This is a genomic window from Phaeobacter sp. S60, assembly GCF_000826845.1.
Taxonomy (GTDB): Bacteria; Pseudomonadota; Alphaproteobacteria; order Rhodobacterales; family Rhodobacteraceae; genus Phaeobacter; species Phaeobacter piscinae.
This window is the reverse complement of the sequence record NZ_JSWJ01000008.1, coordinates 121,267-134,059: the sequence shown is the minus strand read 5'-3', so window position 1 is coordinate 134,059 and position 12,793 is coordinate 121,267. Positions and strand designations below refer to the sequence as shown.

Genomic DNA, 12,793 nt, shown 5'->3' with positions numbered 1-12,793 from the left:
CATCCTATCGCAGTCTGCACGTCTTTGAACTGATGGCCCGTGTCTTTGACCAGACACGGACGCGGCGGCCCATGGCGAAAGCTGCTCGCACCGCCGAAGTGATTACATGTGCGGATATCAGAGAATCCTCCTCGATACAGAAGCTACGGTCAGTTCGATGCACCTGTTGCCTTGGCTATGTTGCGGACGACCTACATCATGGCCTGATCAGGCATTGACCGCGCAGCTTGAAATCTGGAGGCCAAAGCAGATTGAGGTGCGGCCGCCTGTTCGCACTTTATCGAGACGCGACCCGCTTCTCCGGGTATCCCACACGCGGCCGAGAGAACCCATGCGATAGGATTTATGTGTGTAGAACGGGTGGTGGGGGAAGCCTGCAACGTCAGCCTGGCCAAGTTCCTCGCCGAACACAGGCGACGTAAGTGGACTTCTGTTGCACAGGCATTCTTGCACCAACCAGCAGCGACTGATGTCAGAACCTGTAAAAACGTGCTGCGGTTTCCCCAATGACCTGTGATCTAAGGCTATCCGGAACCAAACTCTCATGTGCCCGGAACAGAGTCTCATAGTCTGAATAAAGGCTATCCACCGGAAAGTTGGAGCCAAACATACAGCGGTCAGCGCCAAACTGATCAAGGCACGTCTCAATGATCGGCCTGAAATCCTCAACGGTCCAGCGGTGCTGAAACATCCCCAGACCTGAGAGTTTACACCACACATGTGGGAGCTGCGAAAGCTGCTTGAGCTGCTGTCTCCACGCGGTTAATCCCTCGGGGCTTCGGTCATGGGGGCTGCCCGCATGGCACAGGGCTACATTTGTTCTAGGAGCCTGTGCCAGAACGCCCGCGGTCTTCCCCATCAGCTCAGGGATAAGCTGCAGATCAAAGGACAGCCCGCGGTCTCCAACGAGCATAAGCCCCTCCAGAAAACGCGGATCATCCAAAAGCGCATTGGTGCCGGTCTGCGCATCCTCGCCTGGGGCGCGACCGACGATCTGGCGCACGCCCCGGACCGACGGCAACGCTTGTAAGACGTCGAGTTGCTGCGCCAGATCCGGCGCTGTCAGATCGCAATGAACAACCTGCACCATCGGCCAATCCCGGTTCGCATCAATGATGGTCTGCACCCACTGCGCCTCGGCCAGCGGATCTTCGGCACCGACCTGAATGTGAACAGATCCGGTGACCCCCAAGGCAGCGGCCTCTGCGCGAAATTCCGGCAACAGATAGTCGCGCTGGATCGGACTTGGATCACCAAAGAACCGCGACACCCCCTTAGCAGCCAGCCAAGGGTAGTGCACCGCTGTCAGATCCCAAAGATGATGATGCGCGTCAATCATGCCAGGGTCCCGTCGCTGAGCTGTTGCAGGACATCATATCCCTGCCCCTTCCAGAAGTGCAGCAGATCGATGAAGATCCAGTTTTCTGCAAGTTTGTCACCGCTACGCCGGTAAATATCAATCACTCGGAATTCGCCCCGTTCATTGGTCGCATTGCGGCCCATGAAGTCGCCGCTTAGGCGCGCGGTGAAATTTGGCCAACCGGCAAAGCCGCCATAGGTACCTTCGGCGAGACGCGCTGTATGAGCAGTCTTGGATCTGTCCGAGAAGGCCGCGCGAAACGGGCCGGAATGCTGCTGAGCATAGCGCGCGATGGTGTAGGTCGCGCCGATGCCGGTCGGCCCCCACCACAACATGTCTTCACACCAGGTCTGGCGCAACTCATCCTCAAGACTGAGTTTGTTGTCCCACTGCCCCAGTTCACCGATCATGCGGTTGATCACGGCCAATGTCGACGCACCTTCGTGGTCTGGTTGCGCGTCAAACAGCAGGCCGTCATGCGTCATTGGCCCCGGCTGGACCAACTGCGCGGCAGTCTGACCGGGAAAAGCTGTGACACCAGCCTGCGCCATCAGATGCGGGAGATCAAAATACATCGCGGTTTGGGCAATCTTGCCGTTTTCAACCCGGTGAAACTCGCAATAGCGCAGCATCGCAATCTTGCCCGTGGGCGGAATGCCAACAAATGGCGTGTCAAACAGCCCCATCAAATGTCCCATGGACACCACCCAGATGCCTTGGAAATCGTCCATCTGATTGCGCCCGGCAAAGAAAATATCCTCACGCCGCTGCAACGATGTGAGGCTTTTGCGCAATGGCGTCCAGAACTGGCGGGCGACCTCAGCAGCCTCAGTCATCTCGTTAAATGGGTGGAACCCGCGCCACAGGTAATCGGCTGATGTATGTCGAATCAGAGCCGCTTCAAGATTCGTATCCGGAGCGTCCAGATCGGCGTAGAAGGCCCGCACGACGGCTTTTGCTGCCTGAAGATCGTTCATTTCTTTCCCTATTTTACAGGCGCTTCACGCCATATTGCATACGATTGCAAAATTATCTTGCCAAATTAACGCAGCAAAGACTAACCTTTTTGCAATCGTATGCAAAATAGATTTCGCTGGGAGGCGGACCCATATGGCACAGATAGAGCTGCGTAATATCAGCAAGCGTTGGGGCAGCTTTGTCGGGGTTGATAATTTCGACCTGACCATCGCAGACAAAGAGTTTCTGGTCCTCTTGGGGCCGTCGGGCTGTGGCAAGACCACGACGATGCGAATGATTGCCGGGCTAGAGAGCGCCAGCGATGGCGATATCCTGGTGGATGGCAACCGCGTCAACGAGCTTGAGCCGAAGGACCGGGACGTTGCTATGGTGTTCCAAAGCTACGCGCTCTATCCAAACATGAACGTCTACGAAAACATCCGCTTCCCGTTGAAGGTGCGCGGTGTTGACGCCAAGGTCCATGACGAGAAAGTCCGTCGGGCCAGTGCCATGGTTGAGCTGGACGAGTTCCTGCATCGCAAACCGGCAGAACTGTCAGGTGGCCAGCGCCAGCGAGTGGCTTTGGCCCGGGCCATCGTTCGCGAACCAAACGTGTTCTTGATGGACGAACCGCTGTCGAACCTGGATGCCAAATTGCGGGTCTCTACCCGCGCGCAGATCAAAAATCTCAGCCACGAACTGGCCGTGACAACGATCTATGTGACCCACGACCAAATCGAGGCTATGACGCTCGCCGACCGCGTGGTGGTCATGAACAAAGGTGTCGTCCAGCAGGTCGGCAGCCCGACAGAGATCTACGACCGCCCCGCCAATGCCTTTGTCGCAAGCTTCATCGGCTCGCCTGCGATGAATCTGATGGAGGGCGGTTTCTCCGGCGGACGGTTCACCGCACAGCACACGGATATTGCGGGGCTGTCCGGCCCGGATGGCCCGGTCACATTGGGCTTTCGCGCCGAGGATGCAAGCGTTGTGGAGAGCGGCGGCCAGATCAACGCCCCGATCTACACGATGGAGCTCTTGGGCGATGCGACCATGGTCACGGTCCGCATTGGCGGCGTCCTGGTTTCGGTCAAGGCAGACAAGACCTTCCGCGCAGAGATTGACGATATGGTGTCGATCCATGTGCCCACCGATCACTGCCACCTGTTTGACACACAAACAGGTGCGCGGCTGGGGGGGTAATCCCCCACCACCGCCGCCTTCGTGCATGCGACGGGGGCAAAGACGGGGATGCTGTCCGGACGGCTCCCCCATAACAGGGAGACTACCATGAAATTCACACATATTGCACTTGCCAGCTCGGTTCTGGCCTTTGCTGCAACCGCAGGTTCTGCCTGCGAAATTTCGGCACGGGTCAATATCGTAGGCAATGAATTCCCCGCCATCCACTCAGTCGCCGATGCGGCCAAAGAGTGCACCGGCGGCGAGGTCAAAGCGAACCTGACCGCAGATCACCAGAAGATCAACGTGGCGGGCATGACCGGCAATCCGGCGGAATACACCTCTGCCATCATTGCAAACTCTTCCATCGTGGCCCTTATGAACGAAGACGTCATTCGCCCGCTGGATGACCTGGTTGCCAAACACGGGGATGGGCTGCAGAAAACCCAGCTGATCACCATTGATGGCAAGATCATGGCCGTGGCCTTCATGGCAAATGCCCAGCATTTGGTCTATCGCGCCGACGTGCTGGAAGAAATCGGTGTCGAACCTCCCAAGAGCTACGAAGACCTGTTGGCCGCCGCCAAGATGATCCGCGAAAAGGGCATTATGGAAAACCCGGTTGGCGGCGCTTACAAGGCCGGCTGGAACCTGGCTCAGGAATTCAACAACATGTATCTGGGCCATGGCGGCAGCTTCTTTGAGCCGGGCAGCGCCAAGGTCTCGATCAACAATGAGCAGGGCGTCGCGGCGCTGGAAATGATGAAGTCGCTGTCGGAATATATGAACCCCGACTTCCTGACCCACGATTCCAATGCCACCAACACTGAGTTCCGCGCTGGCAACGTGGCACTGATGAACATGTGGGGTAGCCGTGCTGCAACTCTGGCCGATGCCGACGGCGTTGTGCAGGAGGTAAAGGATCACATGGCCATCTCCGGTCCGCTGACCGTCGCCGGTGGATCTGATGCGGCCTCCACTCTGTGGTGGGATGGCTGGACTGTTGCCAAGAACATTCCTGATGCGGAAGCCGAAGCGACTTTTGTCGCGCTGACCCATGGCATCCGCCCCGAGATGCTGAACGAAGAAACCGCCCCTCAGGCAGTCTGGCTGATCGACGGCTATGAGCCCACCGATGCCGCGCAAGGTGTCTTTGAGGCCGTGCAGATGAGCACCAGCCCTTACCCGATGCTGCCCTACATGGGGTTGCTGCACACCGCGCTGGGTGCTGAGCTGAGCGATTTCATGCAGGGCAAGGAAAGCGCCGAACAGGCTCTTGCTGATGCAGAAGCAGCCTATACCGCTGCCGCCAAGGAAAAAGGGTTCCTCAACTAAGTTGAGGCCCAACCGGCAGAGGGGAGTCTCCCCTCTGCCACCACCACCTGAACTCTGGACATCGGTTTGTCATGAAACACCGCACCTTTTTCTGGTTCTTTCTGCCCACCGGGCTTGCGATGCTCTTGTTCATCGCGCTGCCCATCGTGTCGGTGTTGTTCCAGTCCGTTCATACGCCACATGATGCCGTTCTGGTGACGGTTGAAAACTGCGGCCCCTTTGGCTGCAAGGAAGAAACCACCATCGACCAGGAGGCCACACGTGCCCTGCGCGATGCAGAGCCACTGGGCAAATTTGTCGGCCTCCAAATCTATTTTGACCGGGGCCATCTGGCCGTGAGCGAGGTTGCAGAAGCGTGGCGAAGCACCGACAGCATCAGTGGCTTTTTATCCGAAATCAGTGATTTGCCCTTCTATCGCGCGATGGCCTTCACCTTGACCTATACCTTCACGGTGACACCGTTGCTGATTGTGCTCGGTCTGATGATCGCGCTTGCTGTGAACTCGCTCAACCGACATCTCAAAGGTCTGGTGATATTCTTTTCACTGCTGCCGATGATCGTTACGCCGCTGATTGGCTCCCTGATTCTGTTCTGGATGATCGACAGCCGCGGTGTGCTCGGATCCGCGCTGCAGTATTTGGCTGATGACCCGACACTATCGCTCAAGGCCTCAACCGGGCTGACCTGGATCATGCTGATCGTCTATGGCGTCTGGAACTCAGCTCCCTTTGCCTTTGTGGTATTCTACGCAGGTCTGCAAACCCTGCCACAGGACCAGTTGGAAAGCGCGCAGATCGACGGTGCTACGCGCTGGCAACGCATCCGCTATGTTGTCATACCGCATCTGATGCCTCTGGTGACATTTGTCGCGCTCATTCAGTTGATGGACAATTTCCGCGTTTTCGAACCTATCATCGGCTTTAACGCTGAGGCGCATGCGACCTCATTCAGCTGGATCATCTTCAACGACATGGGCGGTGAAACCCGGCTGTTGTCCTCGGCCGCGACCACATCCGTCCTTACCATTCTCGGCGTTGCCGTACTGCTGACCCCGGTGCTGATCCGGACCTGGCAGGATTTCAAGGGGAAGACTTAACATGAGCAGTTCCGCCGCCACCCGCCGCCCATTGGGCCTTCGCCTGCTGGTCAATGGTTTCATCCTGTTCTGGCTCACTCTCGCCGCCTTTCCGTTTCTCTGGACTTTCTGGGGTTCCTTCAAGGTCGAGCTTGATTTCTTCTCTATCGCTGACTGGACAAACGCGCTGACCGGCACGCTCACCAAGGCGACGCATGGCTCATCCGTGACCGGTGCCGGTTATAAAGGAGCCTGGATCCAGGAGGAATTCTGGAAAGCAGGTATCAACACCACGCTGGTTTGTATCTTCGTGGTCATGACTTCTCTGACAATCGGGACACTGGGCGGCTATGCGCTGTCCCGCTCCGGCTATCGCTATACTTTCTGGCTGCTGATCGCCGCGCTGATTTTCCGGGCGATGCCACCAATCACCCTGGTTGCCGGGTACCTGCTGCCGTTTTTTGAATGGAACCTCTGGGGACATCTCGCAACGACGGTCATTGTTCTGGTGGCGATCAACCAGCCTTTCACCCTGTGGATGCTGCACTCGTTCTTCCAGTCGATCCCGAAAGAACTGGACGAAAGCGCCAAGGTCGATGGTTGCACCCAGCTTCAGGCTTTCCGCCACGTGATCATCCCGGTGATGTGGCCCGGCGTCATCACCACCGGCCTGTTCTCCTTCCTGCTGGCCTACAATGATTTTGCCGTCACATCGATACTGCTGAGCAAGGACAATCAGACCATGATCCCGAAGATCGCCAGCTTCATGGGCACCACCCAGACCGAAGGCAACGTGATGTTTGCCGTGGCCGCCGTGGTCTCTGCCACAGCCCCGCTTTTTGTGCTGGTGATGTTCTTTCAGCGTCAGATCGTGAGCGGCTTGACCGCAGGCGCGGTCAAAGGATGAGCGCCTCTTTCCGTGATAACGCCCTCGGCCGCCATCCGGCGCTGAACAGGATGCCAAGGGATTTTCTGTGTGCGGGATCTCCTCCCCCCATCACAGATTTTCCCTTGGTAGACTGAAAAGGATAAGACCAATGAAAGGCTCTCGCCCAGAACAAGCCGTGCTGACCAAAGACACGGATATGAGCAAGACAGACGACACCCGCCGCGTCATCGAAGAGATGGTGGATGGGCTGAACGACCACCGCATCGGCGACATTGGCGAGTTTTTCTCCGATGGTTTTCGCTGGATGGGCAATCAGGGATGCGGCACCAAAACCGGGCTGAAGGAATTTCAGGACAACTGGCAGCGCCCGTTTCAGGCTGCCTTCTCCGACAAGGTCTGCATCGACGAGGCCCGCCTCTACATGGGCGAATGGGCTGCAGCCTTTGGTCGCCAGGAAGCCACCCACAGCGGCACCTTCCTTGGCATCGCCCCCACCGGCAAACGGGTGGAGATCCGTTACATGGACTTCTGGAAAGTCGTTGACGGCAAGATCGTGGACAATTGGGTCAACGTCGATTTTGCCCATGTCGCCGCTCAGCTTGGCGTCGATCTGTTCAACGGCGAAGGCTGGGAAGCATTTGATCGTGGCGAAAAGCAACCGCCGCGACCCGACAACAAAGGATAAATACGATGGCGATTGACTATCTCAAACGCGGCAAACCCGAAGCAGACCGGGCCGAAGACGACGCCAAGACCGCCTCGGTAGTGGCCTCAACGCTGAAGGATATCGAGGCGCGTGGCGATGCAGCTGTGCGTGAGTTGGCCTGCAAGTTCGACAACTACGACCGCGACAGCTACCGGCTGAGCGAGGCGGAGATCGAGGCGATCATCGCCAAGGTTTCCCCCCGCGAGATGGCAGACATCCAATTCGCACAGGACCAGGTGACCAAATTCGCGCAGGCGCAGCGTGACTCCATGCTTGATATCGAGGTGGAGCCGATGCCCGGCGTGATCCTCGGCCACAAGAATATCCCGGTTCAATCCGTTGGCTGCTATGTGCCCGGTGGCAAATTCCCGATGGTCGCCTCTGCACATATGTCTGTGGCCACCGCAAAGGTCGCAGGCGTGCCCCGTATCGTGGCCTGCACCCCGCCGTTCAACGGTGAGCCAAACCCCGCCGTAATCGCGGCGATGCACCTCGGCGGCGCACATGAGATCTATGTGCTCGGCGGCATTCAGGCGGTGGGCGCCATGGCCATCGGCACCGAGAGCATCGCCCCGGTGCATCTTCTGGTCGGCCCCGGCAACGCGTTTGTTGCCGAAGCCAAACGACAGCTGTTTGGCCGCGTGGGCATTGACCTCTTTGCGGGTCCGACCGAAACCATGGTCATCGCCGATGACACGGTTGACGCCGAACTCTGCGCGACCGACCTTCTGGGGCAGGCCGAACATGGCTACAACAGCCCCGCCGTTCTGGTCACCAACAGCCGAACACTTGCCGAGGACACGCTGAAGGAGATCGACCGGATCCTCACCATCCTGCCCACCGCAGGCACCGCCCGCGTCAGCTGGGAGGACTACGGCGAAGTTATCCTGTGCGATACCTATGACGAAATGCTTGCGGTGGCCGATGAAATTGCATCGGAACATGTTCAGGTCATGACCGACCGCGATGATTGGTTCCTCGACAACATGACCTGTTACGGCGCGCTGTTCCTGGGCCCGCGCACCAATGTTGCCAATGGTGACAAGGTGATCGGCACCAACCACACGCTGCCGACAAAGAAGGCCGGGCGCTACACCGGTGGTCTCTGGGTGGGTAAGTTCCTGAAAACCCACTCCTATCAGAAGGTCACCAGCGATGAGGCTGCAACGCTGATCGGCGAATACGGCTCGCGGCTGTGTATGCTGGAAGGCTTTGTAGGTCACGCCGAGCAATGCAACATCAGAGTCCGTCGCTATGGCGGGATCAACGTGCCCTATGGTGAGGGTGCCCCTTACCGCGACGCTGCTGAGTAAATATCCACGATCTGCCGGGCGGGGGGCATCCTGCCCGGCATCAAAATGCCTCCTACTCATTCGGACCAATGATGGACCATCCTAGCGCCCATAAGGCTCTGTTATCTCAACTATTCTCGGCGATGCGCGATTTTTCGGCGGACCCGGTGCAGAGCGCGATGACAGCGCATTTTTCAGCCGAAGCTGAGATCCATCTCTGCCACCCCATTGGTGATATGACCGGCCCGGATGCGCTTTATCGGACGGCTTACGCCCCCTTGTTGCGCGCCATGCCGGATCTGGAACGGCGCGACTGGATCGTTATGGCCGGCGAAACCGCCAAAGGAGAGCAATGGCTGGGGGCTGGCGGGCATTATATCGGAACCTTCGTGGCACCTTGGCTGGATATTCCTCCAACCGGCCACGTCGCACATATGCGGTACCATGAATTCTATCGCATCTCAGATGGAAAAATCGTCGAGATGCAGGCGATCTGGGACATCCCGGAGCTGATGATGCAGGCCGGTGCCTGGCCCATGGCGCCCTCACTCGGGCGGGAATTTTTTGTCCCCGGCCCCGCGACGCAGGACGGGTTTGTCCCCGGACCATGGGACCGGGATCGGGCGACAGCGTCCTGCGACCATATCGTGGATATGCTGGCCCATCTGACGCGCCACCCGGCGCAGGGTGGCCCGGAGGTCATGCAGATGGAGCGTTTCTGGCATCCGCGTTTCAACTGGTACGGCCCCGCCGGGATTGGGACAGCGCGCGGTGTTTCGGGCTTTCGCAACTGGCATCAGATCCCCTTTCTGAACGCGATGCCGGATCGTGGCGCCAAGGATGAGACGCTGGATTTTCATTTCTTTGGCGATGGCGATTATGCCGCTGTTACCGGCTGGCCAAACATGCGCCAGAGCCTCTCGGCGGATGGCTGGCTGGGGCTTCCCCCCACCGGCCAGATGATTGATCTGCGCAGTCTTGATTTTTGGCGGCTTGAGAATGGGTTGATCCGGGAAAACTGGGTTCTGGTCGACCTGCTTGACCTCTATGCGCAGCTTGGCGTTGACGTGATCGCCCGACTGCGCGAGTTCAACAAAGCCCGCAATCCGGGCCCCATCCCACAACTCGGAGATCGCCTTTGACCCTGCCCCGCACCCCTTCTTTCCGTCTTGATGGCAAACGCGCGTTGGTGACCGGGGCCAGTTCCGGTATTGGCCGTGCCTGCGCCGTGGCCCTGGCCGAGGCCGGGGCCCATGTCACCATCGCTGCCCGTCGGATTGAGCCGCTGAAGGCTCTGGTAACGGAAATGCAGGCCGCCGATATGCAGGCAAAGGCGATGGTTCTTGACGTTGCTGACATCGCCGCCACTCAGGCCAGCATCGATGAGTGTGCCAAACAAAGCGGTGCCTTTGACATTCTGGTGAACTCCGCCGGACTGGCGCGCCATAGCCCTGCCAGCGACACCACTGAGGATGATTTCGACGCGGTGATCGACCTGAACATCAAGGGTGCCTATTTCCTGACCCAAGCAGTGGCCAAGGGGCTGATGGCCGCCGGTAAGCCGGGATCCCTGATCAACATCAGCAGCCAGATGGCCAAGGTCGGCGGCCTGGACCGGGCCGTGTATTCTGCAACCAAACACGCGGTTGAGGGTTTCACGAAATCCATGGCTATAGAATGGGGGAAATCGGGTATCCGAGTGAATACCATCTGCCCAACCTTTATTGTGACGCCGCTCACGCAGTCCACCTTTGACCGCCCCGAACGCCGCGCCTGGATCGAAAGCAAAATCCAGCTGGGTCGCATTGGCGAGGTGGAGGATATCATGGGCGGCGTGGTTTACTTGGCCTCTGACGCCTCTGCCCTGATCACCGGCACCGCGCTGATGATCGATGGCGGGTGGACCGCAGAATGACCGCCGCGAAAGTCACCTCTGCCGATGTGGCGCGGCTTGCGGGTGTCTCGCAATCCGCTGTCAGCCGGGTCTTCACCCCCGGAGCCTCCGCGTCGAAAAAAACCGTGGACAAGGTTCGCGCAGCAGCGGAATCCCTAGGCTATCGTCCCAACTCTTTGGCCCGCGCCATGGTCTCGGGCCGGTCTCGTATCATCGGGTTGGTGGTGGCCTATCTGGAGAACCATTTCTACCCGGAGGCTCTGGAGAAGCTGTCCAATACGCTTCAGGAACGCGGCTACCACGTGTTGATGTTCATGGCCCCAAACACTGCCCCCAGCATCGACAATGTGATTGAGGAGATCCTCGATTATCAAGTTGACGGCATCATCGCCGCCTCGGTCGCGATGTCGTCGGAGCTTTCAGATCGCTGCCGCGCCGCCGGTGTGCCGATGGTCCTGTTCAATCGGTCGCAAGATGACCAGAGCATGTCAGCCGTCACCTCGGACAACTACGCAGGCGGGCGCAAGGTCGCGGACTTTCTGCTGGCCGCCGGACATCGTAAGATCGGCTATATCGCTGGCTGGGAGGGCGCCTCGACCCAGCGAGACCGCGAAACGGGGTTCTGCGAGCGTCTGGCCGAAGACGGGCTGACGCTGCATGCCCGTGGCGTAGGTAACTTCAAGATGGAAACCGCCGCCGAAGCCACCCGCCAAATGTTCACGGGCGACCACCCCGATGCGGTGTTTGTGGGCAATGATCACATGGCCTTTGCGGTGATGGATGTGCTGCGCTCAGAACTGGGGCTTTGCGTGCCGGGAGATGTTTCTGTGGTGGGATATGACGATGTGCCCACTGCCGCCTGGCCCGCCTACGACATGACCACAGTTCGTCAGCCCGCCAATCGCATGGTCTCGGCGACGGTGGATATTCTGCTGGACGAAATCAACGGCGCACCGCAGAGGCCGCGCCGCATTGCCATTGATGGCCCACTAATTGTTCGCGGCTCTGCCCGCATTCCCGAAGGATGGAAAAATGAAGGGTTTTGATCCCAAATTCAAAGACTTCCCCGATTACATTATCGGTATCACCAAAGAGATCTGGGAAGATCGGGGTATTGCCACCCTGCACGACTACTACGCGCCCGACATCGTTGTGCGCTCGCCTGCGTCGGTGGTCACCGGTAACGAAGGGGTCATTGCGGCCACGATGGCCACTTTGGCTGAATTCCCAGACCGCACCCTGCTGGGTGAAGACGTGATCTGGTCCGGCACCCCAGAGGAGGGCATGTTGTCCTCCCACCGGCTGTTGTCCACGGCGACACATCTGGGCGACGGCGTTTATGGCAAGGCAACGGGCAAAAAGCTCACCTACCGCATTATCGCCGACTGCCATGCCATCGACAATCAGATCAACGATGAATGGTTGATCCGCGACCAAAGCGCGATCGTGCAGCAGATGGGCTGGGACGCCAAAGATTATGCACGCGACCTGATTGCGCGTGAGGGCGGGCCCGATGCTTGCCAACAGCCCTATACCCCAGCCACCGATCAGCCTGGCCCCTATAAGGGACGGGGAAACGACAATGAATGGGGACAGAAATACGCGGACATCCTTACCCGGATCATGAACGCCGACATGCGCACGATCGAAAGCGAATACGACCGTGCGGTTCAGTCGGAATATCCCGGCGGTGCCACCGGCCACAGTTTTGGCCCTGTGGATCGGTTCTGGATGGGGCTGCGTGCGTCCTTCCCAACCGCCAAGTTCACCATCGAGCACCAGATTGGCCGTGACGATCCCATGATGCCCCCTCGCGCCGCATTGCGCTGGACCCTGCATGGCAAACACGACGGCTGGGGCGCCTTTGGCAAGCCAACCGGCGCCGAAGTGTTCATATTGGGGGCCAGCCATGCTGAATTCGGTCCCTGGGGCCTACGCCGGGAATACACGCTGTTTGACGAAACATCGGTCTGGAAACAGATCCTGCTGCAGACGGGCGACCTCTGAGTGAACGCCCAGACCTCATATCTGAATGCCAGTCAGGCGGCGCGGCGCTATCATACGCACCGGGCTTCCCTGCGCGCGCGCCGCCTGAACAACCG

Annotated in this window: 12 protein-coding genes; 10 read left to right on the top strand and 2 right to left on the bottom strand. The window is 58.8% G+C overall.

Translation table 11 applies throughout. The annotated features are described in order from the left end of the window. Nucleotides 1-472 precede the first annotated feature (472 nt). Together OO25_RS08365 and OO25_RS08360 are read right to left on the bottom strand one after the other, a co-directional pair. Nucleotides 473-1,339, bottom strand: a complete 867-nt coding sequence (locus tag OO25_RS08365; RefSeq protein WP_040179626.1) for an amidohydrolase — start codon at nucleotides 1,337-1,339, stop codon at nucleotides 473-475. Continuing rightward, nucleotides 1,336-2,337: an ester cyclase gene (locus tag OO25_RS08360; RefSeq protein ID WP_040179624.1), complete on the bottom strand. Its 1,002-nt coding sequence runs from the start codon at nucleotides 2,335-2,337 to the stop codon at nucleotides 1,336-1,338. The genes OO25_RS08365 and OO25_RS08360 overlap by 4 nt, the downstream gene beginning before the upstream one ends. Nucleotides 2,338-2,470: 133 nt before the next feature. On the opposite strand from OO25_RS08360, the gene OO25_RS08355 reads away from it, so the two are divergent. The 10 genes from OO25_RS08355 to OO25_RS08310 all read left to right on the top strand — a co-directional run bounded on the left by OO25_RS08355 (nucleotide 2,471) and on the right by OO25_RS08310 (nucleotide 12,698). Beyond that, nucleotides 2,471-3,520 (top strand): ABC transporter ATP-binding protein, encoded by a 1,050-nt coding sequence (locus tag OO25_RS08355; protein ID WP_040179623.1) that lies wholly within the window; start codon nucleotides 2,471-2,473, stop codon nucleotides 3,518-3,520. Nucleotides 3,521-3,607: 87 nt separating this feature from the next. Continuing rightward, nucleotides 3,608-4,834, top strand: coding sequence for an ABC transporter substrate-binding protein (locus OO25_RS08350; RefSeq protein WP_040179622.1), 1,227 nt, complete (start codon nucleotides 3,608-3,610; stop codon nucleotides 4,832-4,834). A gap of 71 nt (nucleotides 4,835-4,905) precedes the next feature. Next, entirely contained in the window at nucleotides 4,906-5,931 is a 1,026-nt protein-coding gene (locus OO25_RS08345) for a carbohydrate ABC transporter permease (protein WP_040179621.1), read from the top strand. A 1-nt stretch (nucleotide 5,932) separates the two neighbouring features. After that, nucleotides 5,933-6,817: a carbohydrate ABC transporter permease gene (locus OO25_RS08340; RefSeq protein ID WP_040175447.1), complete on the top strand. Its 885-nt coding sequence runs from the start codon at nucleotides 5,933-5,935 to the stop codon at nucleotides 6,815-6,817. Nucleotides 6,818-6,947: 130 nt separating this feature from the next. Further along, the gene (locus tag OO25_RS08335; protein WP_040175449.1) at nucleotides 6,948-7,484 is read left to right on the top strand and encodes an ester cyclase; all 537 of its coding nucleotides are present in this window, start codon (nucleotides 6,948-6,950) and stop codon (nucleotides 7,482-7,484) included. A gap of 5 nt (nucleotides 7,485-7,489) precedes the next feature. Continuing rightward, nucleotides 7,490-8,818: a histidinol dehydrogenase gene (gene hisD / locus OO25_RS08330; RefSeq protein ID WP_040179620.1), complete on the top strand. Its 1,329-nt coding sequence runs from the start codon at nucleotides 7,490-7,492 to the stop codon at nucleotides 8,816-8,818. A gap of 158 nt (nucleotides 8,819-8,976) precedes the next feature. Further along, nucleotides 8,977-9,939, top strand: a complete 963-nt coding sequence (locus tag OO25_RS08325) for an ester cyclase (protein WP_040179764.1) — start codon at nucleotides 8,977-8,979, stop codon at nucleotides 9,937-9,939. Then, nucleotides 9,936-10,712, top strand: a complete 777-nt coding sequence (locus tag OO25_RS08320) for an SDR family NAD(P)-dependent oxidoreductase (protein ID WP_040179619.1) — start codon at nucleotides 9,936-9,938, stop codon at nucleotides 10,710-10,712. Before OO25_RS08325 ends, OO25_RS08320 begins: the two co-directional genes overlap by 4 nt. After that, nucleotides 10,709-11,737 (top strand): LacI family DNA-binding transcriptional regulator, encoded by a 1,029-nt coding sequence (locus tag OO25_RS08315; RefSeq protein ID WP_040175454.1) that lies wholly within the window; start codon nucleotides 10,709-10,711, stop codon nucleotides 11,735-11,737. Before OO25_RS08320 ends, OO25_RS08315 begins: the two co-directional genes overlap by 4 nt. Continuing rightward, a complete protein-coding gene (locus tag OO25_RS08310; RefSeq protein ID WP_040179618.1) occupies nucleotides 11,724-12,698 on the top strand; it encodes an ester cyclase in 975 nt (324 codons plus the stop codon). Before OO25_RS08315 ends, OO25_RS08310 begins: the two co-directional genes overlap by 14 nt. The last annotated feature ends 95 nt before the right edge of the window (nucleotides 12,699-12,793 follow it).

Coding starts and splice junctions, on each gene's coding strand:
- OO25_RS08365 (WP_040179626.1), bottom strand. CDS start 1,339: ATGATTGACGCGCATCATCATCTTTGGGATCTGACAGCGGTGCACTAC.
- OO25_RS08360 (WP_040179624.1), bottom strand. CDS start 2,337: ATGAACGATCTTCAGGCAGCAAAAGCCGTCGTGCGGGCCTTCTACGCC.
- OO25_RS08355 (WP_040179623.1), top strand. CDS start 2,471: ATGGCACAGATAGAGCTGCGTAATATCAGCAAGCGTTGGGGCAGCTTT.
- OO25_RS08350 (WP_040179622.1), top strand. CDS start 3,608: ATGAAATTCACACATATTGCACTTGCCAGCTCGGTTCTGGCCTTTGCT.
- OO25_RS08345 (WP_040179621.1), top strand. CDS start 4,906: ATGAAACACCGCACCTTTTTCTGGTTCTTTCTGCCCACCGGGCTTGCG.
- OO25_RS08340 (WP_040175447.1), top strand. CDS start 5,933: ATGAGCAGTTCCGCCGCCACCCGCCGCCCATTGGGCCTTCGCCTGCTG.
- OO25_RS08335 (WP_040175449.1), top strand. CDS start 6,948: ATGAAAGGCTCTCGCCCAGAACAAGCCGTGCTGACCAAAGACACGGAT.
- hisD (WP_040179620.1), top strand. CDS start 7,490: ATGGCGATTGACTATCTCAAACGCGGCAAACCCGAAGCAGACCGGGCC.
- OO25_RS08325 (WP_040179764.1), top strand. CDS start 8,977: ATGACAGCGCATTTTTCAGCCGAAGCTGAGATCCATCTCTGCCACCCC.
- OO25_RS08315 (WP_040175454.1), top strand. CDS start 10,709: ATGACCGCCGCGAAAGTCACCTCTGCCGATGTGGCGCGGCTTGCGGGT.
- OO25_RS08310 (WP_040179618.1), top strand. CDS start 11,724: ATGAAGGGTTTTGATCCCAAATTCAAAGACTTCCCCGATTACATTATC.